Raw genomic sequence first — 26,249 nt, forward strand, 5'->3', positions numbered from 1 at the left:
CCGCTCAACCGGGCTACAATCCAACGCAAGCACCTATGCCTGCACCACCTCATGGCGCATCACGAACGGCGCGAGCAGTGTGTGCACTTCGCCCGCAACCGCTTCGCGCTGATCCTCCGCCAACCCCGTCAGCGTGACAGTCGCGATGGACCCGTGGCTGCCATGGGCTCCGACCTTGACCTTGCAATCGATGCCGCGCTCGACCAGTGGCGATAGCACCTTGGTGAAGACGCGCTCGGCCGCGTCCCAGCGCAGCTGCGGCTTGAACACCTTGCCGACGCCGGTCACCGGCATCGGATCGATCGGGATGACCTGCACCGGGACGGCGGCCCGCTCCGGCGTTCGCTCACGCACCCACGTTTCCAGTTCGCCGGGCTCGACCTTGGCGCCCGGCTTCAACTGCACGTAGCCCACAGGCAATTCGCCGGCATAGGCGTCGGGCTGGCCGACCACGGCAGCGAAGCCGACCGCGGGATGGCGGAACATGATCTCCTCGATCGGCGCCGGGTCGATGTTGTGGCCGCCGCGGATCACGAGGTCCTTGGCGCGGCCGGTGATCCAGAGATAGCCGTCGGCATCGAGCCGGCCGAGATCGCCGGAATTGACCCAGACGTCGTCGATGAAGGCGCCCTTGTTGTGCTCGTCGTTGAGGTAGCCGCTGAACACGCCCGGCCCGGCCATGATGACGACGCCGATCTCGTCAGGCTTGCAGTCGCGGATCAGGCGGCCGTCGGCGTCGAGCTGCACGATGCGCACGCGCGCATAAGGCATCGGCAAGCCGACGGAGCCGAGCCGGATCGGTCGTGACGGATAAGCCAGCGTGTGCACGCTCGACGTCTCGGTCATGCCGTAGACTTCGACCACCGGCAGCTTCAGTTTCTCCTGGATCGCAGAGCCGACGGCGACGGGGATCGCCGAACCGCCGCCGGCGGCATATTTCAGGCTGGAGATATCGGCATTGCCCGGCGGCACCGCGAGCGTTGCAGCCAGCACCGTCGGCACGCTCGACAGCGCCTCGGGCTTGAAGCGCTCGACCAGTCCCCAGATGTTCTTCACCGCATTCGGATTGCGCCAGCCGCTCGGCGACAGCACGACCAGCGAGCCCCCGCTCGACAGCATCGTCAGCACCTGTGTCAGCGATCCCCCGACGTGAAACAGCGGCATGCCGAACAGCAAATTGGTGCCGGGCTTCCCCTTCAGCAGCAGATTGAGCGCCCAGGCCTGATAGACTTGGTTGGTATGGGTGTGCCGCACCAGCTTCGGCGTGCCGGTGGTGCCGCCGGTGTGGAAATAGGCGGCGATGTCACTGCCGCGAATCTTGCGCCCGCTGACGAGCCGATCCGACGGCTGCTGCTTGATCAGGTCGCCAAAGGCGAAGATGCCCTTGTCCGGATCGCCTCCGCCGAACACCTGCACGATCGCCTTGAGGTGCTTGAGCTGCGGGCGGATCTGCTCGACCTTCTGCCAGATGTCGGTGCCCGGCATCGGCCCGAGCGCGACCAGGATCTTGGTGTTCGCAGCTTCCAGGATTTCCGCGATCTGGTGCGGTTCGAGCAGCGGATTGACGGGATTGGCGATGCCGGCGGCCTCCGCGCCGAACAGCGTCACGAAGGCATCGGGCACCAGCGGCAGCATGAAGCTGATGACGTCGCCCTTCTCCGCGCCGAGCGCGTGAAACATGTTGGCGGCCTGCGTGACGCGCGCGATGAAATCACGGTACGTGACCACGACCGGCGTGTCGGCGGGATCGGCATTCTGCAGAAACTGGAGCGCCGCTCCGTCGGGGTTGCGCGCCGCGCCTAACGTGATGGCGTCGTAAGTGCTCTCGGCTGCGATGCGCTCGGCGTAGGGCACCTGCTGGAAGGCCTGCACCTCCGCGTCGGTCTGAAGATCAGGATAGTCGTTGCCGATGAGCCGATCGAGCGCGTGGATGCCCGCCATGGAATTCCGTCCTCCCTCAGGTTCATTTCCCCGCCTCCTGTCTTTTGACATTTTGGGTCGACGAGGCCCGGACCGGTGACCGGTCGAGCGCGGACAGAATGATGGATGATTTGGCGTTCGTCCATTCCCTAACGAGTGCGGCGATCAGGCTCGGCCTGGACGGCCATTGAACCTCCACGCCCGATCCGGGGACCAAAAACCGGCACTGGACTTCCTTGCCAGCGTCCTGCCGCAAGACTCGAGGTTATCATGATTGGGCCCCTGCGAGACCGCTTCACACGGCTGATCGTCGCGCTCGTCCTCGTCCCGGCCATCGCCCTGCCCTGCACCGCGCTCGCCGACAGCCAGTTCGACAAGATGCGCGCCAAGATCGCGGCCTTCGTCGCCGACAAGATGGAGAAGCTGGGCGGCTCGCGCATCATCTACAAGGTGGACAGCGAGGGTTTGCGCGAGAGCGTCGTCACGGATTTGCGCGACGACGTCTACAAAACTCTGCGCGAAGGCAAGGTCGCCTTTTCGGGCCTTGCGATCCGCGACGGCGGCGTCGAATTGAGGATCGCGGACGCCAAGGGCCGCGAGCAACTCGCTCGCAAGCTCGCATCAGATGCGGAGGGACTGCCCTCGCACGCGCTCACCGTGACGGATGGCGGCGACGGGCTGGTCAGGCTCGCGCCGACCGATGCCGCATCGGCTGCGCGGCTGCGCGATCTCGTCGACGATTCCATCGCCATGATCGAGCAGCGCCTCAAGGACGCCGGCATCAAGCTCGCCAGCGTCCAGCCGGATGGAACGGATCGCATTCGCATCTTCCTGCCCGGCATGATGGAGCCCGAACGGATCACCGCGACCTTTGCCAGGAAGGTCAAGGTCAGCTTCCGCCTGATCGATCTCTCGATGGCGCCGGAGCAGGCACAATCCGCCACGCCTCCGGCGGGCACGGAAGTCCTGCTCGGCCTCAAGGACAACAAGCCCTATCTCGTTGCCAGGGACAGCGCGCTCGAGGGCGACGACATCAGCCATGCGGGCCCGGGATTTGCGAGCGGCACGAAGGACCCGATCGCCTCGTTCCGCTTTAACGGCCGCGGCACGCGCCGCTTCGCCCATATCACCGCAGAGAATATCGGAAAGCCCTTCGCCATCGTGCTCGACGACAGGGTGATCTCCGCCCCCGTGATCCGCGAACCCATCACCGGCGGCTCGGGGCAGATCTCCGGCAATTTCACCCTGGAGGAAGCGAGCAGCGTGGCCATGATGCTGCGCGCCGGCTCACTGCCGGGACATCTTGGCCTCATCGAGCAGCAGGTCGTGCAGCCCGCCGCCAAGCCATAAGCCGAAGATCGCCCCCGCCCTGGGGCAGCAGCCCCCTCCGCGCCGACGCCCCGCCCGAATCACGGCCGCGCCGCAGCCAAGTGGGGCAACCAACGGGCAATTGCCGAAACGCCCGATCGGGCTAAAATTTGCCTCTTGCGACATGGCGGCTGAAGGCTTCATTTCAGGCGGCCGTCATGCGATTTCGGCTATACGTGTCGAGCACACCGACCAGGACTGAAGGCCTTACGCGGGATTAGTACCATGCCGTCCGGCAGCGCAGACATTTCCTCGATCCTCGACCGCATTCTCGAGGCGGCCACGGACAACCTCAGGATCGCGAAGATCCTGGTGCAGATGGGCCTCGATCCCAACAACGTCACCTACGACGCGATCTTCAACCGGCTGCTGGAGATCTTCGTCAGCAACATCACGCTGGCCAATATGTTCGCCGTGGTCGGGGCGGTCTTCTTCGTCGCCACCCTCTTGATGCGGACGATGGTGCCGCTGCGCGTCGCCAACATGATCGGCTGCGCGTTCTTTGCGATCTTCGGCGCGCTGTCCGCCAACGTCGCAACGTTCCTGCTCTATCTGCTGATGCTTCCGATCAACGCCTTGCGCCTGCGGCAGATGCTCAAGCTGGTCAAGAAGGCGCGCCATGCCGCCGAAGGCGACATGTCAATCGAATGGCTCAAGCCCTTCATGACCGAGCGCAGATATCGCCGCGGCGACACGCTGTTCAAGCTGGGCGATCCGGCGAAGGAAATGCTCCTCACGGTCACCGGCAAGTTCCTGGTCAAGGAGATCAACGTCGAGATCGGGCCGGGCGCACTGATGGGCGAGCTCGGCTTCCTGACGCCCGATAACAGGCGCACCGGAACGATCGAATGCATCGAAGACGGCCAGGTGCTCACGATCACCTATGACCGGCTGCTCGAGATCTACTTCCAGGATCCGCAATTCGGCTATTATTTCCTGGTGCTGACCAGCCAGCGCCTCCTGCAGAACATCGATCGCCTGCAGAAGCAGCTGGCGACGGAACGGGCCGCCACAACGAACAGGATCGCGTGACCGACACTCAGCTCAGCAGCAGCGCCATGCCCGGATCGCCCTTCTCCATTGCGCGCCGATAGGCTGGACGACCGCCGATGCGGCCGAGATATTTGACCACGTTCGGGCAACGCTGGAGGTCATAAGGCTGGAAGTAGCGCATCGTGGTGAGCGAGAAGCCGATCATGATGTCGGCGGTGGTGAAGGTGGTGCCGGCCAGATATTCGGCATCGCGGACGCGCGCATCGACCAGATCGAAGGCACGGTCGACGCGCCCTTTGGTGGCGACCAGCATCGAATTGTCCTCGGCGAGCTTGAGCCGGCTCAGGATCATCAGGCGGCCCATGCCGGCCTGCAGCGTGCCGTTGGCAAAGTGAAACCAGTACAGGAACTGGGCGAAATCCGGATCATCGGGCCGGGGCACGAGGCGCCCATTGCCGTATCTGGCCATGATGTAGTCGACGATGGCGCCGGATTCGGCCAGCACGAGATCGCCGTCGGTGATCACCGGCGCCGCCCCGATCGGATGCAGCGCCTTGTAGTCGGGCGGCGCCAGCATGGTGACGGGATCGCGGGTGTAGCGCTTCAGCTCGTAAGGAATTCCGAGCTCCTCACAGAGCCAGACGATGCGCTCGGACTGCGATTTGCCGAGATGATGGACAGTGAGCATGACGCCTCCTGGAAGCGCAAATTGGACCAGCCGCGAGGTACCTTACGCCCTCGTTCGGAGAGGTGTGCGTCGTACTTCCCTCTCCCCCGGAATTTTGCGGATATGATCGGGCACGCGAAATGAACCTCGCCAACGCGTTCTGGGTGCTCCGCCGCAAAACCGCCCCAAAAACCGAATGGTAACCATGGTGGGCTAGGGTAATGACGTGACCAATTCTCCGACGATCCTGATGTTCGATTCCGGCCTTGGCGGGCTCACGGTGCTGCGTGAGGTCGTGGCGGCGCGCGCCGACGCGCACTTTGTCTACGTCGCCGACGACGCCTTCTTCCCCTACGGCCACCACAGCGAGGACGAGATCATCGCCCGCGTCGTGCCGCTGATGGGGGAGCTGATCGGCACGCATGACCCTGATATCGTCGTCATCGCCTGCAACACGGCGTCCACCCTGGTCCTGTCTCACTTGCGCGCCGCCTATTCCGTGCCCTTCGTCGGCACCGTGCCGGCGATCAAGCCGGCCTGCGCACAGTCGAGGACCCGCCGCGTCTCGGTGCTCGGCACGAAGGGCACGGTGAAGCGCGAATACACCAAGGCCCTGATCCGCGATTTCGCGCAAGGCTGCGAGGTGACGCTGGTCGGCTCACCCGAGCTCGCCTCGCTCGCCGAAGCCGCGCTTGGCGGCCACCCGATCAGCGACGGCGACGTCCTTGCCGAGCTCGCCCCCTGCTTCGTCGGCGATGCCGAGGACGCCGGCGCACGCACCGATACAATCGTGCTCGCCTGCACCCATTATCCGCTGCTGCTGGACCGTCTGAAGCGGCTGGCACCCTGGCCGGTCGACTGGATCGATCCGGCGCCGGCAATCGCCCGCCGCGTCTCGGATCTACTCGGCCCGCGCACTGGCGACATCGTGCAGTCCGGCGCCGAGATGATCTTCACCTCGAACCGCGCGCACGGCCTTTCGGCCACGCTGACGCCGTTCTTCGGCGGGCGCGCGCTGGCCTGACCTTGCGCCTCGGTGCTGCGCTGCTAGGCTTTGCCGTAGTCACCTAGCTGCAGGCCTTTCCATGTCGATCCCGTCCACGCCACTCAACCGTCTCCGCCAGCTCTGGCGCGACGGGCGCCCCGCCTTCGGCGCGATCGCGACCATCCCGAGCGTGCAGATGGTGCAGATCATGGCGCGCTCGCTCGACTGGATCATCGTCGATCTCGAGCATGGACCGATCGGGCTGACCGAAGCGCACGCGATGATCGCCGCGACGACGGGCACGCCGTGCACGCCCCTGGTGCGGATCGCGGCCAACGAGCCGTGGCTTGCCAAGGCGCCGATGGACATCGGTGCCTTCGGTATCAACTTCCCGATGATCACCAGCCGCGCGGACGCCGAAAAGGCGGTGCGCAGCGTACGCTATCCGCCGCGCGGCGATCGGCTCTGGGGTCCCTTCCATGCCCCGTTCCGCTGGGGCCAGTCGATGCCGGACTACATGGCCAGCGCCGACGACGAGATGATCTGCATGATCACCATCGAGCATGTCGAGGCTGTCAACCGCATCGACGAGATCATGGCGACGCCGGGCATCGACGTCGCGGTGATCGGCCCCGGCGATCTCGCGACGTCCATCAACAAGCGCGGCCAGATGGACGATCCGGAATTGCTGGAGCTGGTCGCGCGCGCGGAGGCCGGCATTCTCAGAAGCGGCGTGCCGATCGGCGGCGTTGCCCGCACCGCCGACCAGGCCAACGCGCTTGTCGATCGCGGCTACCGCGCCATCGCGCTCGGCTTCGACTGGTCGCTTTTCCAGCGCGGCATCATGGGGGCGTTCGACGGCATCAAGCGCTGAGCGAGCTGATTGCCACCTTGCCGGGAACCGCGACGCTGCTAGGGTCGCGCCCGGGAGGAAAACAACCATGCTCAAAAAGACTTTGCTCGCTTTGACCTTTGCCGGCCTTGCCGTGGCCGCCTTCGCCCAGCAGCCCGGAATCAAGCGCACTCCGCTTCAGAAGGTCGAATTCCCGGAGGGCCATAATACCGTCACTGCCATCGCGGAAATCCCGGCCGGGGGCACCGCCGGACGTCATACCCATCCCGGCATCGAGACCGGCTACGTCCTGGAAGGCGAGCTGAACCTCCTGATTGATGGGCAGCCCGAGAAAACCCTGAAAGCCGGCGATTCCTACCAGATCCCGGCAGGTGTCGTGCATGACGCCAAGGCTCATGGCGATAAGGCTATGAAAGTGCTGGGAGTTTACGTCGTCGACAAGACCAAGCCGCTGGCCTCGCCGGCGCCCTGATGCGTCGAACCGACCGACCCCAGGCGGGTTGGTTCGTGCTAAAGCAGGCGGCGAGCGGGAACCCGCTCGCTGCACATTTTTTCATCTGCGGGAATTGAACGAGCGATGCGCGGGACGCCCAAAACCATTTCGCTGCCGCGCCGCCTGATTTGCGACCTCATGCGGGCGTCGATGGACGTGCCGTTCGTGTCGCTGTCTCGTTCGCTCCAGATCCGCCCCCTGCTGGAGGCCCGCGCCGGCGCAGCCGCGCCCGCCGGCTGGGCCGCGATGTTCGTCAAGGCCTTCGCCCTGGTCGCCAGGGACGAGCCGATCCTGCGCACCGTCTACGCCAAATGGCCCCGTCCCACGCTCTACGAGCTGCCCAGGAGCGTGGCTCTGGTGGCAATTGCCCGGGTCGAGGCTGGCGAGGAATGCGTGATGCCGCAGCGAATCGCGGCGCCCGAGGCCATGGCACTGGCCGCGGTCGAGGCGGAGATCCGGCGCGCCAAGACGGCACCGATTGACGACGTCCCGATGTTCCGCAAGATCATGCGGGCGACCCGCCTGCCGCTGCCGCTGCGCCGCCTGTCCTGGGCCATCGGCCTGAATTTCGGCCGGCAGCGCGGCAACTGGTTCGGCAGCTTCGCGGTCAGCTCGGTGGCCGCCTATGGCGGCGGCGAGCTCCATCCGGTCACGCCGGGCCCCTTCATCGTCAGCTACGGATTGGTCGAGCCCGACCAGACCATCCACGTCGTGATCCGCTGGGATCACCGGGTCACGGACGCTGCCCCCATTGCCCGGGTCCTGACCCGGCTGGAACAGGTCCTGAACACTGAAATCGCTGCCGAATTGCGAGCGGCCGGCGCAAAGCCGATCCGGGCGGTCGGGACGTGATTCCGGGCCATTCGCATTGACAGCGAACCCCAAACTCCCCTAAAAGCCGCCTGCTCGCGGGCCGATTTCGGCCCGCGAAGCGTTTCGCGACCCGTGGTCCACTCCCTTGAGCTTTGGGGATCGGACCTGTCGGTGCCGGGATCCATCCCGTCACACAGGAGGGCGCGTTTCCTCAAACCATGCAACCGAAGAGGACGCGATGACTAAGCGCAGTGAGGCGAAGTACAAGATCGATCGCCGTATGGGCCAGAACATCTGGGGCCGCCCGAAGAGCCCCGTGAACCGCCGCGAGTACGGCCCCGGCCAGCACGGCCAGCGCCGCAAGGGCAAGCTCTCCGACTTCGGCGTGCAGCTGCGCGCCAAGCAGAAGCTGAAGGGCTACTACGCCAACATCAGCGAGCGTCAGTTCCACGGCATCTATGTCGAGGCGAGCCGCCTCAAGGGTGACACCGGCGAGAACCTGATCGGTCTGCTCGAGCGCCGTCTCGACGCGGTCGTGTACCGCGCCAAGTTCGTCTCGACGATCTTTGCCGCCCGCCAGTTCATCAACCACGGCCACATCAAGGTGAACGGCCGCAAGGTCAACATCTCGAGCTATCAGCTCAAGGTCGGCGACGTGATCGAGGTCAAGGAAGCCTCCAAGCAGCTGGCCCATGTGCTCGAAGCCAGCCAGCTCCCCGAGCGCGACACGCCCGACTATCTCGAAGTCGACCACGGCAAGATGACTGCTAAGTACATCCGCATCCCCGGCCTCTCCGACGTGCCGTTCCCGGTGCAGATGGAGCCCCATCTGGTCGTCGAATTCTATTCGCGCTGATAAGCACGGCAGAACGACATTCAAAGGCCCCGGTTTCCGGGGCCTTTTTTTATGGTATCCTACAATTATTGATGTCCCAGACTGCCGACCAGCTCACTAATATCGTTCCATCGGCAACGCCTTCGGAAGCGGAGCTCGAGGCATGGGCCAAGCTGCCCCGCGACGAGCAGGTCCGCCGATATCAAGCCCTGTTCGCTCAGCCCGATTGCAACAATTTCACTTCGGACACTCCGGAAGATATCCTCGCTGCCGCGCGGCGACGTGTTGCTCGGCGGCGCCATGGCTGAGTACCGGCTATCGGAGCGTACCCGGGCCGATCTGATCGACATTTACGATTTCACCGAGAGCCGCTTCGGAAAGTATCAGGCCGAAGCCTATTATGCAGGCCTGATCCGCTCGTTCGGACGTCTCGCCGATTTCCCTCTCATCGGCCAGCAAGTGGACGAACTCGCGGTCGGCTACCCACGTTTCCGCTTCCCATCCCATCTGATCTTCTACACGATGCAGACCGACCACGTCGAAATCCGCGCCGTCCTTCACGGTGCGCAAGACATCAGACCGCAACTATTCGACTAGACGAATGACGAGACCAGCCATGCTCTACACCCCTCCCCCTGTTGATCCCAAGGCGCCGCCGGTGCGCATCAATCTGCTCTCGGACACGCAGACCAAGCCGACGGCTGCGATGCGCGATGCCATGGCGCGCGCCGAGGTCGGCGACGAGCAGGTCGGCGACGATCCGACCGTGAATGCGCTGTGCGAGCGCGTTGCGGATCTGCTCGGCAAGGAAGCCGCGGTCTACATGCCCTCGGGCACGATGTGCAACGTCACCGCGACGCTGGTGCATTGCCGCCCCGGCGACGAGATCCTCGCGCATGAGACCGCGCACATCATCGCCCGCGAAGGCGGCGCGCATGCCGCGATCGGCGGCTTCCAGGTCACGCAGCTCAAGGGACCCGACGGCCAGTTCACGCCGGAAACCTTTCGCAAGGCGCTGCATCCGCGCACGCGCTACCAGCCGCCGCAGACCGTCGTGAGCGTCGAGCAGACCGCCAACATCGGCGGCGGCACGATCTGGAAGAAGGCCGCGCTCGACGAGATCGTCGCGATTGCCAAGCAGCATGGCCTCGTCACTCACATGGACGGCGCGCGCCTGCTCAATGCCACCGTCGCCAGTGGTATCTCTCCGCGCGACATGACCGCCGGCTGGGACTCGGCCTGGATCGATTTCTCCAAGGGCCTCGGCGCGCCAATCGGCGGCGTGCTCGCAGGCTCGCGCACCTTCATCGACGCGGTCTGGCAGTGGAAGCAGCGTCTCGGCGGCTCGATGCGCCAGGCCGGAATCTGCGCCGCCGCCTGCATCTACGCGCTCGACCACCACGTCGACCGCCTCGCCGACGACCATGCCAATGCACGGGCCCTCGCCCGCGGGCTGTCGCAGATCGCAGGGATCGAGGTGCAGGAGCCCGAGACCAACCTCGTGTTCTTCAAGCCCGACGGCGCCGGCATTGCCGGCGACAAGATGGTCGCGGCGCTGCGCCAGCGCGGCGTCACGCTCGCGATGATGGACGGACGCATCCGCGCCTGCACCCATCTCGACGTCGACGCGGGCCAGATCGAGGAGACGATCGGCTACGTGCGCGAGATCGTGCGCGGAGCGTAATTGAGCTGCCGTAGCCCGGATGGAGCGCAAGCGTAATCCGGGTCATCTTTCGGCGGCAAGACTCCCGGATTGCGCTGCGCTCCATCCGGGCTACGAAGCCATCCGCGCTCACCGCCCCATCGCCTGATAGATCAGCGTCTTCAGCGCCAATTGAATCCGGCCGCGCTGCGAGGGCGTCTGCACCATGAAGATCCCGAACAGATCGTCTTCGGGATCGATGAAGAAGAAGGTTCCGCCGACGCCGTCCCAGCGATATTCGCCCAGTGGCCATGACGTCCCCGGCGGCACCGAGGTGCGCACGGCGAAGCCGAGGCCGAAGCCGGAACTGCCGCCCGGATAATAGTTCTGGTCGCGCCCGATGTTGGTTTCGGGGCCGACGTGATCCGACGCCATCAGCGCAATGGTCTCGGGCTTGAGATAGCGCCGGCCTTCATACGTGCCGCCATTCAGCAGCATCTGCGCGAACCGCGCATAGTCGCCCACCGTGCCGACCAGGCCGGCGCCGCCCGATTCCCAGGTCACGGGCCGCCTGACGTCGCGAATCTGCGTCGTCGGACTGATGTTGCGGTCCTCCGGCATCGGCTCGGCGATACGCGGAAACTTGGCGGCATCGGCGACGTGAAACGCGGTTTCGCTCATGCCGAGCGGATCGAGTAGCCTTTCCTTTTCGAACTGGAACAGCGTCTTGCCCGAGATGATTTCGACAACGCGGCCGAGCACGTCGGTGGCAAAGCCGTAGTCCCACACCGTGCCCGGCTGCTCGGCGAGCGGCAGCGTCGCGAGCTTCGCGACGAAATCGGCGTTGGACAGATCGCTATTGAAGAGATCGGCCGCAGCATAGAGCTCGCGCACCCTACTGCCGCCCGTGGCTCCGTAGGGCAGGCCCGCTGTATGACGCAGCAGATCCTTGATCGTGACGGGACGCTGTTGCGGCTCCAGCGTGAGCGCAACCTTGTCCGCCGTGCCCCTCCTCTCGACGCCGACCTTCATCTCGGCAAAAGCCGGAATGTACTTTGCGACGGGATCCTCGAGCGCGAGCCTGCCCTCTTCGACCAGCATCATCGCCATCACCGACGTGATCGGCTTCGACATCGAATAGAGGCGGAAGATCGTATCCGCGCTCATCGGGATCGCGGTGGCGACGTCGCGGACGCCGAAATTCTCGCAATAGACCGACTTGCCGTGCTGCTGCAGCAGCAGGATGGCGCCGGGGATCTTCCCGGTCGCGACCTCGTTCCTGATGTAGGTGGAGACCTTCGCCAGCCCTTCGGCCGAGAGCGTGCGGGCAGCACGCGTCTCGGAGCCGGCCTTCGCACCGGCCACTCCTACCAGAAGAACGAGCGCCGCGAGAAAGGCGCGGCGCCTGCTCATGTCACTTCTCCATGGCTTCGTAGACCAGCTGCTTCAAGGTCCGCTGCACGCGCTGGCGCTCGGTCGGGGTCTGCTCCAGCAGCACGAAGAACATGTCCTGCTTGGGATCGATCACGAAATAGCAGCCGGACGCGCCGTCCCACTTCAATTCACCGAGGTCGCCGGGCGGCGGCGGCTTGGCGTTGCCGGGATCGGTGCGGACCGCGAGCCCGAGGCCGAAGCCGAAACCGTCGCCGGGGAAGTAGAAATAATCGCGATCGACGCCGGAGCCCGGGCCGATCTGGTCGGTGGTCATCAGCTTGAACGTCGCGGGCTTGAGGATGGTCTTGCCGTCGAGGCTGCCGCCATTGAGCAGCATCTGCGCGAAGCGCTCATAGTCGGCCATGGTCGTGACCATGCCGCCGCTGGCGAACTGGATCTTCTTGACGACGGTCGGATCGTTGATCCGGCCGACCCGGAAATCGGCATCGTTCGGCACCGGCTGCGCCATCAGCTTCTGCTTCTCGGGGGCGGTGACGAAGAAGCCGGTGTCGACCATGCCGAGCGGATCGAGCAGCTTCTCCCGCATGATGTCGATCAGCGGCTTGCCGGCCGCAATCTCCATCACGCGGGCCAGGACGTCGGTGGAATGGCCATATTGCCAGAGCGCGCCCGGCTGGTTGTGCAACGGCAGTTTCGCGATGCGCTCGGCGAACTCGGCAAGATCGAAATCGCCGGCATAAATGTTAGCGTCGCGATACGCCTTGCGGACCAGGCTGTCGCCATAGAAGCCATAGGTGATGCCCGAGGTGTGCGTCATCAGATCGTGCACCGTCATCGGCCGGTTGGGCGGCACCAGCTCGAGCGACTTGGTGCCGTCCTCGGCCTTCTTCTCGACGCCGACCTTCACATTGGCGAAGGACGGAATGTATTTCGAGACGGGATCATCGAGCTTGATCTTGCCATCTTCGACCAATTGCATCGCTACGACCGAGGTGATCGCCTTGGACATCGAGAACAGGCGGAAGATGGTCTTGTCGGTGATCGGCGCCTTGCTGACCACATCCTGCACACCGAAGGCCTCATGATAGACTGGCTTGCCGTGCTGCCGGATCAGGACAGTTGCGCCGGCGATCTTGCCGGTCGCGACCTCGTTCTTGAAGAACTCGCTGATCCTGCCGAGCTTGTCCTGGTTGAAATGCGCCCCCGCCGGAATCTCGTAAGTGCCCTCCGCCCGCGCCAGCGACATCGCGCCAAGCGACACCAGCGCGCCACAAACCAGCACACGCAGTCCAGACTTTGAAATCATATCCCCTCCCCGGAACATGGTCCGGCGGAGTGTACCGACCGCTTCAGTCGGCACAAGGGCCGGCGTGGCGAGCAAGCGCCTCGGCATGGAGTTTGGCGCCTGGCTCCGCGAAGCAGCAGAACACGACCCGGGTTACGGACGGCGCAGCCGTCAGGCCCTCGATCGTCGTGCGCACGGCGATGTCGGCAGCCCGGTCGGCTGGAAAACGGAAAACGCCGGTCGAAATTGCGGGGAATGCCACCGAGGTCAGCCTGTGCGTCCCGCACAGCTCCAACGAACGGCGATAGCAGGAGGCGAGCAGGCCATCCTCGCCGATCGTGCCGCCGTTCCAGACCGGCCCGACGGTGTGGATCACATGGGAAGCCTTGAGCCGGTAGCCCCCGGTGATCTTGGCATCGCCGGTCTTGCAGCCGTGGAGCGTGCGGCATTCGGCAACCAGATCGGGGCCGGCTGCCCGATGGATCGCGCCATCCACGCCGCCCCCGCCAAGGAGCGACGTATTGGCGGCGTTGACGATGGCGTCAACGCTCAGTGTGGTGATGTCGGCAACAATGACCTCGAGCACCGCGCCGCCAATCCGGCGCGTCGGCACGGTCACGATCAGGCAGCGACGACGACGCCCTTCTCCGAGAACAGCTGCTGCAGTTCGCCAGCCTGGAACATCTCGCGGACGATGTCGCAGCCGCCTACGAACTCGCCCTTCACATAGAGCTGCGGGATGGTCGGCCAATTGGAGAAGGTCTTGATGCCGTTACGCAGTTCTGCGGATTCGAGAACGTTGAGGCCCTTATAGCCGACGCCGATATGGTCGAGGATCTGGACGACCTGGCCGGAGAAACCGCACTGCGGAAATTGCGGCGTGCCCTTCATGAACAGAACCACGTCGTTCGACTTCACTTCGTTTGCGATGAATTCCTCGATGCTCATATCCGTGTCCTTTTGGGGCGAAGCCCTCACCGATCGCTTCGGGCTGGCTCTGCCGATCTAACCCGATACCTGCCTATATATGTAGCCCAAACCGTTGTGCATCCAAAGTAAAATGGCGGCGACAAGCTCCACGGTGGCCGGCTTGACCCCAGCGGGCCCCAAGCCTGTCCATAGGCTGATGACATCAATATCATCGCCCTAGAGGACTTTCATACCGTAACGGAGCCCCTATCTAGGACGAACCCTGGTTTTGGAACCGGGCAACGCCAACAACGTTCTCTTGTCCTGTCTGGAGAAAAACGTGACGAAACAAGCCTCCGCTACGGCCACTGCCCCGCTTTCGTCATTGTCCGGTCAGGGCGGCCTCGCCCAGAGGCTTCAGGACGCATATCTTGCCGTCCGCAATGAGACCGAACGTCGGGCCGCGCCGCTTTCGCCTGAGGACCAGCAGATCCAGTCCATGCCGGATGCCAGCCCGACGAAATGGCATCGGGCGCATACCACCTGGTTCTGGGAGCAATTCCTGCTCGGCGAGCACGCCGCGGGCTATCGGCCCTTCCACCCCGATTTCGCGTTCCTGTTCAATTCCTATTACGTCAGCGCCGGCCCGCGTCATGCGCGCAATCATCGCGGCGACATCACCCGTCCCAGCGCCGACGAAGTCGGTGCCTATCGCAGACATGTCGATGCGGCCGTCGTCAAATTCTTCCGCGAGACCGGCGCGGACAAGCTTCGCGAGATCGCGCCGCTGGTCGAGGTCGGGCTGAACCACGAGCAGCAGCATCAGGAATTGATGTTCACCGACATCCTGCACGCTTTTGCGCAGAACCCGGTCTATCCGGCCTACGACCCGGACTGGCGCTTTCCCGCCGCGACCCGCACCGGTGATGACTGGCTGCACCTCAACGAGGGCATCCACACCGTCGGCCATGTCGAGGACAGCTTTCATTTCGACAACGAGAAGCCGGCCCATCGCGCTCTCGTCGGGCCGGTCAAGGTCGCGCGCAACCTCGTCACCAATGGTGAGTGGCTCGCCTTCATGCGCGACGGCGGCTATCGGACCGCGACGTTGTGGCTGATGGACGGCTTTGCCGCGGCCAGCAAGGACGACTGGCAGGCGCCCGGCCATTGGCGTGAAGCCGACGGCGGGTGGCAGATGATGACGCTCGCCGGCCTCAGGCCGGTCGATCCCGACGCACCGGTCTGCCATGTCAGCTATTACGAGGCCGACGCCTATGCCCGCTGGGCCGGCAAGCATCTGCCGACCGAGATGGAATGGGAGGTCGCGGCCCGCGCGGGCCAGCTCAACGACGCCTTCGGCATCGTCTGGCAATGGACGCGCAGCTCCTATTCGCCCTACCCGGGCTATCGCGCCGTCGAAGGGGCGCTCGGCGAGTACAACGGCAAATTCATGGTCAACCAATTGGTGCTGCGCGGCTCCTCGCTTGCAACTCCGGAGGGCCATAGTCGTATCACTTATCGGAACTTCTTCTATCCGCACCACCGCTGGCAGTTCACCGGGCTGCGGCTCGCCGACTACGAGTAGAAACTATCCCACGACAAATGCGCGCCGGACAGCGCGTTCAGGAGAGTATCATGAATGTGCACGCCAGCGCTTTGGCCGAAGCCCATCTTCCCGACGAGCAGACGACCGCCTTCGCCCGCGAGGCGATCGAGGACCTCTCGCAGCAGCCGAAAAAGCTGTCGCCGAAATACTTTTATGACGCGACAGGATCGGAGCTGTTCGAGGCGATCACGAAGCTGCCGGAGTATTATCCGACACGCACCGAGCTTGCGATCCTGACCGAGCGCGGCCGCGAGATCGCGAAGATCATTCCGGAGCACGCAGCGCTGGTCGAGTTCGGCGCCGGCGCGACCACCAAGGTTCGCCTGCTGTTGGATCATTGCAAATTCGCGGCCTATGTCCCCGTCGACATCTCCGGCGACTTCCTGAAAGCGCAGGCGAATGGCCTGAAGCGGGATTTCCCCGCGCTCGGCATCTATCCGGTCGCGGCCGATTTCACCACGCCGTTCGAGCTGCCGAAGGCGGTCGCGTCCATGCCCAAGGTCGGCTTCTTCCCCGGCTCGACCATCGGCAATTTCGAGCCGCAGGAGGCGCAGGCCTTCCTGAAGAGCGCACGCAAGATCCTCGGCCGCGGCGCGCAGATGATCATCGGCGCCGACCTCGAGAAGGACGAGCGCGTGCTCCATGACGCCTACAACGATGCTGCCGGCGTCACCGCGCGCTTCAACCTCAATGTCTTGGTCCGCATCAACCGCGAGCTCGGCGGTAATTTCGACCTGTCCGCCTTCACTCATCGCGCGATCTACAACCGCGAGCGGCACCGCATCGAGATGCATCTGATCAGCAAAAAGAGCCAGACCGTCCGCCTGCTCGGCACCAGCTTCTCGTTCCGCCCGGGCGAGAGCATCCACACCGAGAACAGCTACAAATACAGCCTCGAGCGCTTTTCCGCGCTGGCGCAAGGCGCCGGCTGGCGAGTGCGCGAAAGCTGGACGGATGCGGCGAAGATGTTCTCGGTGCACGCGCTGGAGGTCGCGGAGTAGGCTTCCCGCGCCTACTCCTCGGTTGCCGACCCCAGCGACACCGACTCCCACACCGCGACGACTATCATGATCGCGCTGCTGGCGACCGAGAGCCAGAGTGGCGAGAGATCGGCGGCGAACCACCATAGCACCAGCAGCAGGATGATGCCGATGCCGTGCGAGAGCTGGAGGAAGCCGCGGATCGCGTGCTTGAACAGGATGGTGCCGACCAGGAATACCAAGGGACCGCCGATCGTGCTCACGATGGTCCTGAAGTCGGAATGGCCGGTCGGATGCTTCAGCACCAGCTCATCCGACACCGCAGTCAGAATGATGCCGGCGATGATCGGCATGTGCAGATAGGTATAGGCGAGCCGCGCCAGCCGGCCGGATTCGGCGGACTTCGAGATCCGCTCGGCGCCGGCTTCCGCTCCCTTGTGGAAATAGATCCACCACATGGCGATGGCGCCGACCAGCGCGGAAACGAAGGCAAGGATGTTGGCTGCGGTCCATTCCAGCTCGGCAAAGGTCGCGCCGTTGACGACGACGGCCTCGCCCAGCGCGATGATCACGAAGAGGGAGCAGCGCTCCGCCATGTGGCCGCCTTCGACAGCCCAGGCTTCAACCGACGAGAAGCCCAGCTTCGGCACCCAGAACCGCGCCGCCGGCGAGACGTACTCCCAGGAGACGGCCGCAATCCACAGCCATAGCCGCGTCTCGCCCTCGTATAGGCCGCCTGCGATCCACAACACCGCGGAGATCGAGAGCCAGGTCAGGATGCGGATCGCGTTGTGGCGCACCGCGGTCCGATGCCGCGGCGTTGCGAACAGCCAAAAGGCGGTGCGTCCGAGCTGCATGGTCGCGTAGGCGATCGCAAACCACAGGCCCCGCCCCTCGAACGCGGTCGGGATCGTCGTCGACAGCACGAGGCCGCCCAACATCATGAGGAAGAGCATGACGCGGACAGGCGTCAGCTCGGGATTGAGCCAATTGGTGACCCAGGCGGTGTAGACCCAGACCCACCACACCGCGAGAAACAACACCGTGACATGCACCGCGCCGAGCGGCGTGAAATGGTGCAGCAGCGTGTGCGAGACCTGCGTGACCGCGAAGACGAAAACGAGGTCGAAGAACAGCTCGACATTGGTGACGCGGCTGTGCTGGTTCGGCACGATGACGCGAAACATCGCGCCGCGAGGATTGTCCGCAGCCATCATCCTTCCCCCGTCGCGCGATCAGATCAGGCAGCCGGTCAGATCAAGCGCCCGGTACGCCGGTTTGCAGTGCCAGCGCGTGCAGCACGCCGCCCATCTGGCCGCGCAGGGACTGATAGACGATCTGGTGCTGCTGGACGCGGGACTTGCCGCGGAAGGATTCCGAGATCACGGTCGCGGCATAGTGATCGCCGTCCCCGGCGAGGTCACGGATGGTCACCTCGGCATCGGGGATCGCCGCCTTGATCATCGCCTCGATATCGTGGGCGTCCATGGGCATTCGGGTCGTGCTCCTGTCTCGTCGAATCGCGCCGGGGTCCCCTGGCCGGCTGGGTCAAACTTAGCGTGAACAGCCTTCTTCGTCACGCATTCCGGCACTATATCCCTGATCCCATCGGGATAAAGGCACGACAAAGTGCCGCGCAAGGCAGATCGATCGAAAAGGCGTGACATCATGAAGCTTCCAGGGCCCGACCACCCCATCACCATCACCCAAAATCCCCGGCGCGTCCGGGTCACCGCAGGCGACATCGTGATTGCCGAGACCAGCAAGGCACTGACCCTGAAAGAGGCGAAATACCCGGCGGTGCAATATGTGCCGCGGGAGGACACCAATATGGCCCTGCTGGAGCGCACCGAGCGCACCACCCATTGCCCCTACAAGGGTGACGCCAACTATTTCAGCGTCAAGGCCGACGGCAAGACGCTCGACAATGCGATCTGGACTTACGAGACGCCCTTCCCCGCGATGACGGAGATTTCCGGCCATCTCGCCTTCTATCCGGACAAGGTGAAGATCGAGGAAGTGGGGTAGGCCCTGCTGTAGCGCCACGTCATGGCCGGGTTTATCCCGGCCATCCACGTTCTTGGATAATCGCAGATACCGAAACACGTGGATGCCCGGGACGAGCCCGGGCATGACGATGAGTGCTGCTACCGGTCGGGCTATGTCCTGAAAATCGTCAGCCCCAGTATCAGCAGCACCAGGAAGATCACGACAAACACGTAGAACAGGAAGCGGGCGATATCGGCGGAGGCAGCCGAGATTCCGGTGAAGCCGAGCACGCCGGCCACAATCGAGATCAGCAGGAAGATCAGCGCCCATTTCAGGATCGTCATCGCCAGCTCCGCAATCGGTTGCCGCTTGGCGCGGCTCTCTACGCCCTTTCGCGAATGCTAACTTTGCTACGCGGAACTGGTTCCTCAGGTTGCAGCTGCCGAAACGACACTTGCTGAATCCGGTTCCCGGCGGCACAGTCCCGGCGGGACGGGACGCGGGGCGACCATAATGACGATGTCACATTCAGCGACGATGGGCGCGGAGGCGCAGGCTGCGCCGAAGAGCAAGGCGCGCAATCTCTCGCTCGATCGTGCCCGTACCTTCCTGACGCTGGTGGTGCTGCTGCATCACGCGGTGATTCCCTACACGCATTTTGGTCACACCGATCCGGCCTCCTTCGCCGGCTTCGACATGATTGTGCTCGCCACCGACAGCTTCTTCATGGCGATGTTCTTCTTCCTGTCAGGCCTGTTCACCTGGCCCGGCATCGCGCGCAAGGCACCGTCGGTCTTTTTGCGCGACCGCCTGTTGCGGCTCGGGCTGCCGTTCGCGATCGCGGCCCTCACCGTCATCCCGCTCGCCTACTACGCCATCGCGCTGCGGGCCGAGCCCGAGCTGACCTTCGCTGCATTCTGGTGGAAGACGGTGACGGCGGGGCCGTGGCCGAGCGGCCCGATCTGGTTCGTGTGGGTGCTGCTCGCCTTCGATCTCACCGCGAGCCTGCTCTACCGGGTCTCGGCGCATCTGGTCGACCCGATCAACCGCGTCTCGTTGCGCGGATTCGACCAGCCGGCCGCGTTCTGGCTGGTGCTCGCCGCGATCAGCATCCTCGTCTACGTGCCGGCGCTGGTCTATTTCGGCGCCAACAAATGGTTCGAGTTCGGACCGTTCTCGGTGCAGGCGAGCCGCATCCTGCTCTACTTCAGCTACTTCTTCATCGGCGCCAGCGTCGGCTCGGCGAACTTCGATCGCGGCATCCTCAGCTCGGACGGTCAGCTGCCGAACGACCGCTGGCGGTGGGTGTTCATCACGCTGGTGCCGTACTGCCTGATGTGGGGCATGATCTACATCAAGCGCGAAATCCTCGGCAATCCCGATCCGCTGCCGCACTGGTACCACGCGTTCTACGGCACGTTCCTGGTGCTGTTCTCGGCCTCGATCCTGCTCACGATCCTCGCCTTCTTCCTGCATTCGAAAGCGCCGGGGCCAACCCTGCTCGACCGCATGCAGGCGGATGCCTACGGCATCTTCCTGGTGCACTACCCGATCGCACTGTGGATCCAGTATGCGCTGTTCGATTACGAGCTGCCTGCGATCGTGAAGGCCGCGATCGGCTTCGTGCTCACGGTGATCCTGAGCTGGGGCCTGACGGCGGCTTTGCGCAAGATACCGGGGGCGTCGTCGGTGTTGTGAGAGCGCGCGGTCTCTCGGCTCGTCAAGGAGCCCTTGCGACGACGGGATCGTAGCCCGGATGGAGCGCAGCGCAATCCGGGAGTCTTGCCACACGCGATAGCGGTCCCGGATTACGCTTTCGCTCCATCCGGGCTACGGCTCTGAGTTTGTGGAAGCGCCTTACGCCGCCTTGCCGCCCATATATTCCGGCAGCCAGCGCTCGTGCGATATCCGCAAGCTGTCGATCGTGACAGGCGCTTCGCCGGCAATGGCGATCGCGTCGCCGCCGGTGGTACCGATCCTGACGCAGGGCACCTCGCAGCCGCGCATCTTGGCGAGCACGCGGCCGGCTTCCGTTTCCGGCACGGTGACGAGATAGCGCGCCTGGTCCTCGCCGAACCAATAGGCCTGCGACACCAGCGAGGTCGGCGCCGCCAGCAGCTTGGCGCCGATGCCGCCTGCCATCGCCATCTCGGCGAGCGCGATCAGCAGGCCGCCGTCGGAGAGGTCGTGCACGGCTGTGGCGGTGCCCGCGTGGATCATGCCGCGCACGCAATCGCCATTGCGCTTCTCGGCGGCGAGATCGACCGGCGGTGGCGCGCCCTCCTCGCGGCCGCAGATGTCGCGCAGATACACCGACTGGCCGAGCCAGCCATGGGTCTCGCCGACCAGGAGGATCGCTTCGCCCTCGGCCTTGAAGGCGAGCGAGGCGGACTTGGTGAAATCGTCGAGCAGGCCGACGCCGCCGATCGAGGGCGTCGGCAGGATCGCGCGGCCATTGGTCTCGTTGTAGAGCGAGACGTTGCCGGAGACGACCGGGAAATCCAGCGTGCGGCAGGCTTCCGAAATGCCTTTCAGGCAGCCGACGAACTGGCCCATGATCTCGGGCCGCTCAGGGTTGCCGAAATTGAGGTTGTCGGTGATCGCGAGCGGCTTGCCGCCGACTGCGGTGATGTTGCGCCAGGCTTCGGCGACGGCCTGCTTGCCGCCTTCGAACGGATCGGCTTCGCAATACCGCGGCGTCACGTCGACGGTCAGCGCGAGGCCCTTCGGCCCGTCCTGCACGCGCACCAATGCGGCATCGCCGCCGGGACGCTGCATGGTGTTGCCGAGGATGACGTGGTCGTACTGCTCCCAGACCCAGCGCTTAGAGCACATGTCGGGCGTGCCGATCAGCTTCTCCAGCGCGCTGCCTAAACCCATCGGCGCCGGCACTTCGCGCGCATGCACGACCGGCAGCGCGACGGACGGGACATGCGGGCGGTCATAGAGCGGCGCCTCGTCGCCGAGCTCCTTGATCGGCAGGTCGGCCATGACGTCGCCGCCATGCTTGACCACGAAGCGCTTGCTCGGCGTGGTGTAGCCGACGACGGCGAAATCGAGGCCCCACTTTTTGAAGATCGCCTCGGCTTCCTTTTCCTTCTCGGGCTTGAGCACCATGAGCATGCGCTCCTGGCTTTCCGAGAGCATCATCTCGTAGGCGCTCATGCCGGTCTCGCGCGTCGGCACCGCGTCGAGATCGAGGTCGACGCCGAGATCACCCTTGGCGCCCATCTCGACGGCCGAGCAGGTCAGCCCCGCCGCGCCCATGTCCTGGATCGCGATGACGCAGCCCTTCTCCATGATCTCGAGGCAGGCCTCCAGCAGCAGCTTTTCGGCGAAGGGATCGCCGACCTGCACCGTGGGGCGCTTCTCTTCGGACTTGTCGTCGAACTCGGCCGAGGCCATCGAGGCGCCGTGGATGCCGTCGCGGCCGGTCTTGGAACCCAAATAGACGATCGGCATGTTCACGCCGGAGGCCGCCGCATAGAAGATCTTGTCGGCATCGGCGAGGCCGACCGCCATCGCGTTGACCAGGATGTTGCCGTCATAGCGGGTGTGGAAGCGCACCTGGCCGCCGACCGTCGGCACGCCGAAGGAATTGCCGTAGCCGCCGACGCCGGCAACGACGCCGGAGACGAGGTGCCGGGTCTTGGCGTGCTCGGGCGCGCCGAAGCTCAGCGCATTGAGACACGCGATCGGGCGCGCACCCATGGTGAAGACGTCGCGCAAGATGCCGCCGACGCCGGTGGTCGCGCCCTGGTAGGGCTCGATGTAGCTCGGGTGGTTGTGGCTCTCCATCTTGAAGACCACGGCCTGGCCGTCGCCGATGTCGATCACGCCGGCGTTCTCGCCCGGGCCCTGGATCACCCAGGGCGCCTTGGTCGGCAGGCCCTTCAGATGGATGCGGGAGGATTTGTACGAGCAGTGCTCGTTCCACATCGCCGAGAAGATGCCTAGCTCGGTGAAGGTCGGCTCCCGCCCGATCAGCTTCAGGATGCGCTCATATTCGTCGGGCTTAAGCCCATGGGCGGCAACCAGTTCGGGGGTGATCTTGGGTTCATTCTTCATGGCTTCAGGGGCTTTCGGCGGCGGTTTGGCCGTTCTTAGGAACATCCGGGGCTCGCGAAAAGCCCTTTATGGCGCATTTTCCCGCTGTCCCACGTTTTGCAGGCAGGGACGGCGGGAACAGGAATTGCACGGCGCCGACGGATCGGATTTAAGGGCTCGAGACCCGCAATTGAAGGCCTATTTCCTTGCACGAATTGACCAAAGCGCCCCCACCCCGCCGCCCCGACCTCCACGTCGCCACCGAGGGCGAATTCGTGGGCTGGCGGACCTGGATTCGCGACAGTTTCGAGGCCCATGTCGGCCCCTTCTGGCACCGGATCGAGGCGGACGGCAGCGTCCGCAGCGCCTTCCGGGTCGAGAAAAAGCACCTCAACGGCTCCGGGAACGTCCATGGCGGCTGCTACATGGCCTTCGCCGACTACTCCCTGTTCGCGATCGCCACCCATGTCCTGGACAGCCGGGCGGTGACGACCAACTTCGCCTGCGAATTCCTCGACGCGGCACGCGAGGGCGAGCTGATCGAGTGCACCGGCGAGGTCACCCGCGCCGGCGGCTCGCTGATCTTCCTGCGCGGCAAGATGATGTCTGCCGACCGGGTGCTGCTGACCTTTTCCGGCACGATCAAGCGGATGAAGCGGAAGGCGCTCCCTCAGCCAAACGCATAGCTCGGCGCCTTCCCTTTTCGCTCGCCCTCGCCCAGACTTCCCGGCAAGCGCTGTCGCGCCGGGGAGCAAGAACAAGGTGCCGCAGAGCACATCGGAGGCGGGTCGCGCGACGGCGGCCGCATCAACGCCGTTGCCGTCCATCGCCACCGGCGCCCGCAACTGGCGCGACTATGCGCTGCTGCTCGCGCTCGCCTGCTGCTGGAGCTCGACCTATCCGCTGGCCAAGCTGGCGCTTCCCACCATCCCGCCCATCACCTTCATCTCCGCACGCTCGCTGATCGCGGCCGCCTTCCTGTTCGCGATCCTGTGGATGCGCGGCATCAAGGTGCCGACGGACGCAAAGGCCTGGAAGCTGTTCGCGACCCAGCAACTGATCAACTCGACCTTCCCCTTCCTGATCATCACCTGGTCGCAGCAATACGTGCCGGCGTCGAGCACGGTGGTGCTGGCGTCGACGACGCCGATCTTCGCCTTCCTGATCACCTCGCTGATCACGCGTCACGAGCCGGCGACGCTGCTCAAGCTCGCGGGCGCGGTGCTCGGCCTCGCCGGCACGATTCTCATCGTCGGCCTCGATGCGCTGCACGGCTTCGGCAGCGAGATCATTGCCGAGATCGCGATCCTGCTTGCCACCATCTCCTTTGCCTGCGCGACCATCTTCGGTCTGCGCCTGTCCGACTACGATCCGATGGTGGTGGCTGCCGGCTCGCTCTTGTTCGGCGGCCTCATCCTGCTGCCGCCCTCGCTGATCATCGACCAGCCCTGGACGCTGCAGCCGACGCCGACGGCGATCGTCGCCACCATCGTCATGGGCATCGTCTCGAGCGCGCTCGGCCTGATGCTGTTCTACGTCTGCCTCGGCCGCCTCGGCACGCTGACCACCAACGCACAAGGATATTTGCGCATCCCGATCGGCGTCGGCCTGTCCGTGGCTCTGCTCGGCGAGAGCGTGCCGTCGAACCTGGCGCTCGGGCTGTTGCTGGTGATGGCCGGCGTCGCCGCGATGACGGTGCCGGCGGAGCGGCTGAAGCGACGCTAACGACTACTTGGCGTCGTCCGCCAGCATCTTCCGGTACTTTTCGACGTCGCGCGTCACGAGCTTCTGCAGCACTTCGGACGCGTGCTCGTCCGCATCAGGGGCGACAGTGGAAAGATCGGCAAAACGCTTCTTCACGGCATCGGTCTCGACCGCAGTGCGCGCAGCGGCGTTCAGCTTGGCGATCACGGCCGGCGGCGTGCCCTTGGGCGCGAACAGGCCGTTCCAGCCCTGCGCCTCGAATTCGGGCAAACCCGCTTCAGCCGAGGTCGGCAGGTCCGGCAGCGTGGCGAGCCGCACGGTCGAGCCGACCACGAGACCCTTCACCAGCTTCTCGTTGATCGACTGCGAGACCGAGGCCGCCGCATCGCAGACGCCGTCGATCTGGCTGCCGACCGCATCGGTCAGCGCAGGCGCAGCACCACGGTAGCCGACCAGCGTCGCGTCGATGCCGGCAGCGGTGACGAAGCTCTTGCAGATCAGATAGTTCGACGAGCCGACGCCGGCATGGCCGAGATTGATCTTGCCCGGATTGGCCTTGGCGTAGGCGATGAACTCTTTCAGGTCCTTGGCCGGAAAGTCCTTGCGCAGCGCGATGATGCCGAATGTCTTCGCCACCATGGCGATCGGCACGAAGGACTCAGGCGTGAACGGCAGTTTCGGATAGATCGTGTAGGTCGCCGCATTCGTGCCGGCATTGCCGATCGCGATGGTGTAGCCGTCGGGCTCGGCGCGGGAGGCGCGCGCCAGCGCGGTCGAGCCGCCGGCACCGGCAACGTTCTCGATCACGATGGTCTGGCCGAGCGCGATGCCCATCTGCTCGGCGACCGCACGCGCGATCACGTCCGAGGTGCCGCCGGCCGCGAACGGCACGATCATGGTGATCGGACGCTTGGGATAGTCTTGGCCAAACGCGGCCGTCGCGAAAGCAATTGCGGCGACCGCGATCGACAGCCGCTTCAGCACGAACGAAATCACGCGGCTTTTTCCAGATGCTGAGCGAGGCCGGCGAACAGACCGCGGCCGTCCGTGCAGCCCATGATGTCTTCGACGTGGTTTTCCGGATGCGGCATCATTCCGAGCACGTTGCCCTTGTCGTTCACGATGCCGGCGATGGAGTGCGCAGCGCCGTTGATGTTGCTGTTGTCGTCCACCACACCCTCGGCCGAGCAATAGCGATAGAGCACCCGCCCCTCGCCTTCGAGCCGCTTGATGGTTTCTTCGTCCGCCTCGTAATTGCCTTCGCCATGGGCGACCGGCACACGGATCACCTGCCCGGCATTGTAGCCGCGGGTGAACGGCGTGTCGGAACGCTCGACGCGCAGATGCACGTCGTGGCAGATGAACTTCAGCCGCGCGTTGCGCATCAGCACGCCGGGCAGCAGGCCGGACTCGCAGAGGATCTGAAACCCGTTGCAGACGCCGAGCACGAGGCCGCCCTTGGCCGCGTAGTCGCGCACCGCGTCCATCACCGGCGCACGTGCCGCGATGGCGCCACAGCGCAAATAATCGCCGTAGGAGAAACCGCCCGGCACCACCACGAGGTCGGTCCCCGGAGGCAGCGAGGTCTCGGCGTGCCAGACCATCGCCGGCTCGTGGCCCGAGATCAGCCTCAGCGCACGCGCCATGTCGCGCTCGCGGTTGATTCCGGGAAAGACGAGGATGGCGGCTTTCATGTTCGGGTTCCGACGGTGACGGGAATCGGGCTGGCCGAAGGGGCCAATTCGCTGGGAGACATAGCCATTTG

The 26,249-nt window shown here is 64.7% G+C and carries 27 protein-coding genes; 15 read left to right on the plus strand and 12 right to left on the minus strand.

The genetic code is table 11. From position 1 onward, the window contains the following. Positions 1-33 precede the first annotated feature (33 nt). Positions 34-1,941: an acyl-CoA synthetase gene (locus tag AC0WRY_RS23140; protein WP_491121068.1), complete on the minus strand. Its 1,908-nt coding sequence runs from the start codon at positions 1,939-1,941 to the stop codon at positions 34-36. A gap of 249 nt (positions 1,942-2,190) precedes the next feature. Between AC0WRY_RS23140 and AC0WRY_RS23145 the strand changes: the two genes are divergently transcribed. Both AC0WRY_RS23145 and AC0WRY_RS23150 read left to right on the plus strand, forming a co-directional pair. Beyond that, a complete protein-coding gene (locus AC0WRY_RS23145) occupies positions 2,191-3,270 on the plus strand; it encodes a SecDF P1 head subdomain-containing protein (RefSeq protein WP_491121070.1) in 1,080 nt (359 codons plus the stop codon). 243 nt (positions 3,271-3,513) lie between these two features. Beyond that, entirely contained in the window at positions 3,514-4,320 is an 807-nt protein-coding gene (locus AC0WRY_RS23150) for a Crp/Fnr family transcriptional regulator (protein ID WP_211418965.1), read from the plus strand. Between the two features lie 7 nt (positions 4,321-4,327). On the opposite strand, the gene AC0WRY_RS23155 is transcribed toward AC0WRY_RS23150, so the two are convergent. Beyond that, a complete protein-coding gene (locus AC0WRY_RS23155) occupies positions 4,328-4,969 on the minus strand; it encodes a glutathione S-transferase family protein (RefSeq protein ID WP_491121072.1) in 642 nt (213 codons plus the stop codon). 205 nt (positions 4,970-5,174) lie between these two features. Between AC0WRY_RS23155 and murI the strand changes: the two genes are divergently transcribed. The 7 genes from murI (at position 5,175) to AC0WRY_RS23190 (ending at position 10,611) form a co-directional block, all read left to right on the plus strand. Then, positions 5,175-5,972, plus strand: a complete 798-nt coding sequence (gene murI, locus AC0WRY_RS23160; RefSeq protein WP_194403127.1) for a glutamate racemase — start codon at positions 5,175-5,177, stop codon at positions 5,970-5,972. A 61-nt stretch (positions 5,973-6,033) separates the two neighbouring features. Further along, positions 6,034-6,807: an HpcH/HpaI aldolase family protein gene (locus AC0WRY_RS23165; RefSeq protein WP_194403128.1), complete on the plus strand. Its 774-nt coding sequence runs from the start codon at positions 6,034-6,036 to the stop codon at positions 6,805-6,807. 67 nt (positions 6,808-6,874) lie between these two features. Continuing rightward, positions 6,875-7,258 carry a cupin domain-containing protein gene (locus tag AC0WRY_RS23170; protein ID WP_194403129.1) on the plus strand — a complete coding sequence of 128 codons (384 nt, stop codon included), beginning with the start codon at positions 6,875-6,877 and terminating at the stop codon, positions 7,256-7,258. 105 nt (positions 7,259-7,363) lie between these two features. Next, a complete protein-coding gene (locus AC0WRY_RS23175; RefSeq protein WP_194403130.1) occupies positions 7,364-8,131 on the plus strand; it encodes an acyltransferase in 768 nt (255 codons plus the stop codon). Positions 8,132-8,330: 199 nt separating this feature from the next. Then, entirely contained in the window at positions 8,331-8,948 is a 618-nt protein-coding gene (rpsD, locus tag AC0WRY_RS23180; protein WP_027548656.1) for a 30S ribosomal protein S4, read from the plus strand. 264 nt (positions 8,949-9,212) lie between these two features. After that, positions 9,213-9,524 carry a type II toxin-antitoxin system RelE/ParE family toxin gene (locus tag AC0WRY_RS23185; protein ID WP_491121076.1) on the plus strand — a complete coding sequence of 104 codons (312 nt, stop codon included), beginning with the start codon at positions 9,213-9,215 and terminating at the stop codon, positions 9,522-9,524. A gap of 19 nt (positions 9,525-9,543) precedes the next feature. Beyond that, entirely contained in the window at positions 9,544-10,611 is a 1,068-nt protein-coding gene (locus AC0WRY_RS23190; protein ID WP_491121078.1) for a threonine aldolase family protein, read from the plus strand. Between the two features lie 108 nt (positions 10,612-10,719). On the opposite strand, the gene AC0WRY_RS23195 is transcribed toward AC0WRY_RS23190, so the two are convergent. Genes AC0WRY_RS23195 through grxD form a run of 4 tightly spaced genes read right to left on the minus strand, consistent with a single transcriptional unit; the run spans position 10,720 to position 14,197 of the window. Continuing rightward, complete coding sequence (locus AC0WRY_RS23195) at positions 10,720-11,982, minus strand: serine hydrolase domain-containing protein (protein ID WP_491121080.1); 1,263 nt, start codon at positions 11,980-11,982, stop codon at positions 10,720-10,722. Between the two features lies 1 nt (position 11,983). Beyond that, positions 11,984-13,270 carry a serine hydrolase domain-containing protein gene (locus AC0WRY_RS23200; protein ID WP_194403133.1) on the minus strand — a complete coding sequence of 429 codons (1,287 nt, stop codon included), beginning with the start codon at positions 13,268-13,270 and terminating at the stop codon, positions 11,984-11,986. 43 nt (positions 13,271-13,313) lie between these two features. Continuing rightward, on the minus strand, positions 13,314-13,868 hold the full coding sequence (locus AC0WRY_RS23205) for an O-acetyl-ADP-ribose deacetylase (protein ID WP_491121084.1): 555 nt from the start codon (positions 13,866-13,868) through the stop codon (positions 13,314-13,316). A 2-nt stretch (positions 13,869-13,870) separates the two neighbouring features. Then, on the minus strand, positions 13,871-14,197 hold the full coding sequence (grxD, locus tag AC0WRY_RS23210; RefSeq protein ID WP_181769420.1) for a Grx4 family monothiol glutaredoxin: 327 nt from the start codon (positions 14,195-14,197) through the stop codon (positions 13,871-13,873). 250 nt (positions 14,198-14,447) lie between these two features. Here grxD and egtB point away from each other — a divergent pair, with 250 nt between their 5' ends. Beyond that, a complete protein-coding gene (gene egtB, locus AC0WRY_RS23215) occupies positions 14,448-15,743 on the plus strand; it encodes an ergothioneine biosynthesis protein EgtB (protein ID WP_194403135.1) in 1,296 nt (431 codons plus the stop codon). Positions 15,744-15,793: 50 nt separating this feature from the next. Beyond that, positions 15,794-16,765 carry an L-histidine N(alpha)-methyltransferase gene (gene egtD / locus AC0WRY_RS23220; RefSeq protein ID WP_313754866.1) on the plus strand — a complete coding sequence of 324 codons (972 nt, stop codon included), beginning with the start codon at positions 15,794-15,796 and terminating at the stop codon, positions 16,763-16,765. 11 nt (positions 16,766-16,776) lie between these two features. Here the strand turns inward: egtD and AC0WRY_RS23225 are convergent, their stop codons facing one another. Together AC0WRY_RS23225 and AC0WRY_RS23230 are read right to left on the minus strand one after the other, a co-directional pair. After that, complete coding sequence (locus AC0WRY_RS23225) at positions 16,777-17,958, minus strand: low temperature requirement protein A (protein WP_491121087.1); 1,182 nt, start codon at positions 17,956-17,958, stop codon at positions 16,777-16,779. Between the two features lie 43 nt (positions 17,959-18,001). Next, positions 18,002-18,238 carry a BolA family protein gene (locus AC0WRY_RS23230; RefSeq protein WP_018316584.1) on the minus strand — a complete coding sequence of 79 codons (237 nt, stop codon included), beginning with the start codon at positions 18,236-18,238 and terminating at the stop codon, positions 18,002-18,004. Between the two features lie 174 nt (positions 18,239-18,412). On the opposite strand from AC0WRY_RS23230, the gene AC0WRY_RS23235 reads away from it, so the two are divergent. Continuing rightward, a complete protein-coding gene (locus tag AC0WRY_RS23235) occupies positions 18,413-18,772 on the plus strand; it encodes a DUF427 domain-containing protein (protein WP_194403138.1) in 360 nt (119 codons plus the stop codon). A gap of 131 nt (positions 18,773-18,903) precedes the next feature. Here AC0WRY_RS23235 and AC0WRY_RS23240 read toward each other — a convergent pair whose 3' ends face one another. Beyond that, complete coding sequence (locus AC0WRY_RS23240; RefSeq protein WP_491121090.1) at positions 18,904-19,077, minus strand: DUF1328 domain-containing protein; 174 nt, start codon at positions 19,075-19,077, stop codon at positions 18,904-18,906. A gap of 175 nt (positions 19,078-19,252) precedes the next feature. Between AC0WRY_RS23240 and AC0WRY_RS23245 the strand changes: the two genes are divergently transcribed. Then, complete coding sequence (locus AC0WRY_RS23245; protein ID WP_194408380.1) at positions 19,253-20,431, plus strand: acyltransferase family protein; 1,179 nt, start codon at positions 19,253-19,255, stop codon at positions 20,429-20,431. Positions 20,432-20,590: 159 nt separating this feature from the next. Here the strand turns inward: AC0WRY_RS23245 and purL are convergent, their stop codons facing one another. Continuing rightward, on the minus strand, positions 20,591-22,801 hold the full coding sequence (gene purL / locus AC0WRY_RS23250) for a phosphoribosylformylglycinamidine synthase subunit PurL (RefSeq protein ID WP_491121092.1): 2,211 nt from the start codon (positions 22,799-22,801) through the stop codon (positions 20,591-20,593). Between the two features lie 185 nt (positions 22,802-22,986). Here purL and AC0WRY_RS23255 point away from each other — a divergent pair, with 185 nt between their 5' ends. Further along, positions 22,987-23,466: a PaaI family thioesterase gene (locus AC0WRY_RS23255; protein ID WP_194403140.1), complete on the plus strand. Its 480-nt coding sequence runs from the start codon at positions 22,987-22,989 to the stop codon at positions 23,464-23,466. Between the two features lie 76 nt (positions 23,467-23,542). Further along, complete coding sequence (locus AC0WRY_RS23260) at positions 23,543-24,505, plus strand: DMT family transporter (protein ID WP_491121094.1); 963 nt, start codon at positions 23,543-23,545, stop codon at positions 24,503-24,505. Between the two features lie 3 nt (positions 24,506-24,508). Here AC0WRY_RS23260 and AC0WRY_RS23265 read toward each other — a convergent pair whose 3' ends face one another. Both AC0WRY_RS23265 and purQ read right to left on the minus strand, forming a co-directional pair. After that, positions 24,509-25,480 carry a tripartite tricarboxylate transporter substrate binding protein BugD gene (locus AC0WRY_RS23265; protein ID WP_491121096.1) on the minus strand — a complete coding sequence of 324 codons (972 nt, stop codon included), beginning with the start codon at positions 25,478-25,480 and terminating at the stop codon, positions 24,509-24,511. After that, positions 25,477-26,178, minus strand: a complete 702-nt coding sequence (gene purQ, locus AC0WRY_RS23270; protein WP_194403143.1) for a phosphoribosylformylglycinamidine synthase subunit PurQ — start codon at positions 26,176-26,178, stop codon at positions 25,477-25,479. The genes AC0WRY_RS23265 and purQ overlap by 4 nt, the downstream gene beginning before the upstream one ends. Positions 26,179-26,249 lie beyond the last annotated feature (71 nt).

Source organism: Bradyrhizobium sp. T-12 (genome assembly GCF_058314695.1).